The sequence below is a fragment of the Nocardia africana NBRC 100379 genome, assembly GCF_001612635.1.
Classification (GTDB): Bacteria; Actinomycetota; Actinomycetes; order Mycobacteriales; family Mycobacteriaceae; genus Nocardia; species Nocardia africana.
In genome coordinates, this window is sequence record NZ_BDAV01000049.1 from 1 (window position 1) to 3739 (window position 3739).

Annotated in this window: 5 protein-coding genes; all 5 read right to left on the reverse strand. The window is 70.7% G+C overall.

Features of this window, described 5'->3' with window-relative positions:
* Nucleotides 1–195 (reverse strand): AAA family ATPase (locus NA3_RS36550; protein ID WP_218021949.1); only part of this gene is annotated, 195 nt, incomplete at its 3' end.
* Nucleotides 162–1019 (reverse strand): hypothetical protein, encoded by an 858-nt coding sequence (locus tag NA3_RS34950; RefSeq protein ID WP_062969171.1) that lies wholly within the window; start codon nucleotides 1017–1019, stop codon nucleotides 162–164. The genes NA3_RS34950 and NA3_RS36550, both read right to left, overlap by 34 nt.
* The gene (locus NA3_RS34955) at nucleotides 1016–2197 is read right to left on the reverse strand and encodes a glycosyltransferase family protein (protein ID WP_062969172.1); all 1182 of its coding nucleotides are present in this window, start codon (nucleotides 2195–2197) and stop codon (nucleotides 1016–1018) included. Before NA3_RS34955 ends, NA3_RS34950 begins: the two co-directional genes overlap by 4 nt.
* The gene (locus NA3_RS34960) at nucleotides 2194–2898 is read right to left on the reverse strand and encodes a hypothetical protein (protein WP_062969174.1); all 705 of its coding nucleotides are present in this window, start codon (nucleotides 2896–2898) and stop codon (nucleotides 2194–2196) included. The genes NA3_RS34955 and NA3_RS34960 overlap by 4 nt, the downstream gene beginning before the upstream one ends.
* Nucleotides 2895–3739: glycosyltransferase family protein (locus NA3_RS34965; protein ID WP_062969176.1), on the reverse strand; the 845-nt coding region annotated here is incomplete at its 5' end. The genes NA3_RS34960 and NA3_RS34965, both read right to left, overlap by 4 nt.

Below are 3739 nucleotides of genomic sequence, written 5' to 3' on the forward strand. Positions count from 1 at the left end.
GTGGGGGTAGTCGATGCCGTAGCGGCCGTGGCGGCGGAAGACTTCCTCGTCGACCGAGAGCCGGGTGAAGCCCTTGTCCGCGAGGGCCTTGGCGAGCACCGTCTTTCCGGAGCCGGTGATGCCGCACAACAAAATGACCCGTGACCGGTGCATTCGGATGATCACTCCTTGCTCGTCGGTGTCGGTGGCCGCCATTCGATCAGGATGTTACGGGCCTGCACCACCCAATTTTCAGGCAGCTGGGCCAGGGTGGCAGGCCGGTAAGCCGGGCGTGGATCGGTGGGGTCGAGGCGGCCGTGGTGGCGGCCGACGTGGTCGAGCAGCCGGGCGGCTTCCGACCGTACTGCGGGGGTGTGTTCGATCCATTCGCCGCTGCCGAAGCGGGTCACCCGCTGGTGCAGGTCGGCCAGTACACCGCGCCGCCATTTGAAGTGGTGCACGCACACCAGCCGATCCGGATCCGGCCGATATCCGGGGGCACGGTGATTGCCCGAGGCCACCACGACATCGGAGCGCACCGCCACGATCTTTCGGGGATCACCACCGAGCAGCCGGTGGGTCAGGTGCCCGCCGAGCGGAAACACCTGATCCAGGTCGATGCCCGGGGTGATCGGCGGGAGTGCGCCGTCGCAGGTGATGCGGTCGAGCAGCAGACCGCCGACCACCGGGCGCCCGCGGGTGTCGGCGGCGGCGATCGCGTCGTCGACGCCGCCAGGGAACTGGTGGAATTCGTCGGCGTCGGCGAGCAGATGCCAGCCGGGACCGGCCAGAGTGCGCAGCCGTTCACGCAACTCGGTGTTGGTGCGCTCGTGCCACGGACCAGTGCTGGTCAGGGCCGGTCCGATGCCGAGATCGGCGGCGGTGCCCAGCAACGTGTCCCGATGACGCGGGTGCACCTGGTCGGGGAAGTGGAATGCGATCAGGAACCGCTCGACGCCGATCCCTCGATAATGGCTGGTCCAGGCGGTGAGCAGGCCAGGTTCGACGGGCCCGATCACCGCGATCACCGGCGGCGTCACCGCCGGGCCTCCGACAGCCGGCGATAGGTGTCGACCAGGAAGGCCGCTTGTTCGCTCGGGGTGGCCATGCCCAGGGACTTGCCCGCCGAGGCCGGCGGGCGCGGCATCCGCTCGTCGCTGAGGCCGTCCAGCGCCATGGCCAGGCTGACCGGGGAGCCGGCGGGGAACACCCGCACCCACCGGTGGCCGATGAGCTGATGGGTCAGGTCCAGGTCGTGGCCGGACACGATCAGCGGCACGCCCAGGCGGGCCGCGCCGAGGACCAGCCCGGATTCCTTGCCGACGCCGCGATGGCGGATCACCAGGCTGGCATCGGCCGCCGCGTACACCAGGCGCAGGATCTGTTCGGGGACCGGGCCGGGCTCCACACACAACCGGACCAGGGGAAGGCCCCGCCACCGGTCGAGGATCTGCTGGTCGATCGGGTGCCCGGTGACCAGCAGATGCAGCGGCTTACGGAGGCGAGCCAGCGCCGCGTCCAAGGTGGCGATGTCCTTGTGCGGCCACCAGCCGCCGACCAGGCACACCACCGTCGCATCCGCCGGAATCCCGAAAACATCTCGGGCGCCGTCGATCTCCGCGTCGGTCAACTGCTGCCCGTCGTCGACGGCATAGGTCCGCACCGCGGTCGCCAGCACCGGGAACCGGGGGCGCAGCTGCCGCGCCACGGCCTCGGTGGGACACACGAGCCCGACCGCGCCCGCGCGGCGGCGAAATAGCTTGCCGAGCAGCCGTAACGGCAGGTCTTCGGTGGTGGTGACCTCGTGTACGAACCGCAGGTGCGCCCCACCGCCCAACGCTGCGGCAAGAAGGTGCAGGCCCTCGCTGGCGGTCAGGATCACCACCGCGCACCCGGATCCGCCCTCGTGGCGGGCGCTGCGCAGGCAGGCGGCCTCGACCAGGCAACGCCGAAGTAGTTCGATCTGGTGCGGGAGACGGCGCAGCCGGTCCGGCCACCACCGCGGGCCCAGCACCGCGCTGCTGCCGGTGGCCAGCACCTGCGCCATGGCCGCGCCACCGGCGAGCAGATGCGCGGCCGGGCCGCGCCGCCGCGGCGGGGTCACGATGAGGCTGTCCGGCCCGGCGGCGGCCAGCGCGTACATGGTGTGCTGGTAGTGGCCGCCGACCCGATCCGCGTAGGGTTCGATCAGCACCAATCGTGGTGCGGGGCCGCTCATCCGGCGATCACCTGCTCGCCGTAGGAGCTGGTGAACCGGTGGTGCAGCCACACCGGATCGTTGAGCTGGGTGAACCGGTCCGGGTCACGGCCGGCGTCGTGCGCGAACGCGATTCCGTCGCGGGCGCCGAGTGCGGCGTAGGAGGCGAACTCGCCGGTGCGGGCCGACCGCCAGGCGGCGATCTTCTGCCGCGCGGACATGTCGTCCATGCCGTACTCGCTGCCGCGGGCGAGCATCGCGCACTCGCGGAACCCGGCCCGCCAGGCGTGATACGGGCTCTGATTGAACCGGGTCACCCCCGCGGTTGCTTCGACGAACTCGACGCGGCCGGGCAGGGCGGCCAGGACATCGACCGCGTCTCCGAGCTGCCGCAACGCCTCGGCTCGGATCAGCTTCAGCCCGCCGTAGCCGTAGGACAGGTTGTTGAGCGGGTTGCGGGCCCGCCAGACCCGCATCGACACGCCCTCGGCGAGGGATTCGACTGCGGCGGCGCCGAATTCGTGGTCGATGGCGAAGTCGCCGTCTGCGAGGAAGAACTGAGCGGTGTCGGTGAGTTCGGCGGTGAGCCGGTAGGCGCGGCGCATCGGCCGCACCCCGTGCAGGCGTTTCACGGTGCCGCCGAATACCCTCGTCAGCCGCGAGTGCAGCACGTCGGCGAGCGGTTCGTCATAGGACAGCTGGATCACGTCGAATCCGGTCATCGCGAGATCGCCTCCCAGTACGCGGCGGCGACAGCGGCCGGGGTCAGGTAGGTGGTGGCGGCGTGGGCGCGTTTGGCGTGCAGCCGGTAGAACTCCTCGTCACCGGCCAGCCGGCGTGTGATGTCGATCGCCGCGTCGAGGGTGTCGAACAGCAGTTCCTCGTCGATGTGCTCGGCGAACCAGCCCATCCGGGGTGCGATCACCGGCAGCCCCATCGCCTGGGCGTCGATCACGCTCATCGACCACGGACAGCCCGCCCGCAACGGCGCGATCCCGAAATGCGCGCCCGCCAACAGATCTCGATACCGGGCACGATCGCCGTCGTCGGACACGACGTGCACTCCGGGCAGGGCGGCGAGTTGGGCGCGGTGGAATTCCGGGCTCGGATCCAGGGCGACCCGGGCCGCACTGCGGTCACCGAACAGGTCGGTCACCCGAAGCTGCACGCTGGTCTCCACGGTGAGGCGGGAGGCCAGCTCGGCGAATCGTGCGGTGCCGTAGTGCCGGTACAGTCGGTGGTTGTAGACCCCGATCAGCGGTGCGCCCCAGTCGTTTTCGGTCGCGGCGGGGTCGCGGACGAGGCGTTCGTCCCGGGGTGGCGGCACTACCGCGACCCGCCCGCCCAGGTCGAGGTCGTGGCGTTCGGCGACCGCGAGGGTCCATGCCGAGGCGGCGGCGGAGTGCACCAGCACCCGGTCACATGCGGCCAGTCCGGCGCAGAACGCCAGCAGCACCGCCGGGCCGAGCCCGGCATCGTCCAGCGATGGATCCAGCTGCATCGCACCGAGGTCGGTCACCGAGAACGGCAAGTAGTGGCAGTATCCGGCTACCAGCGCGGTGA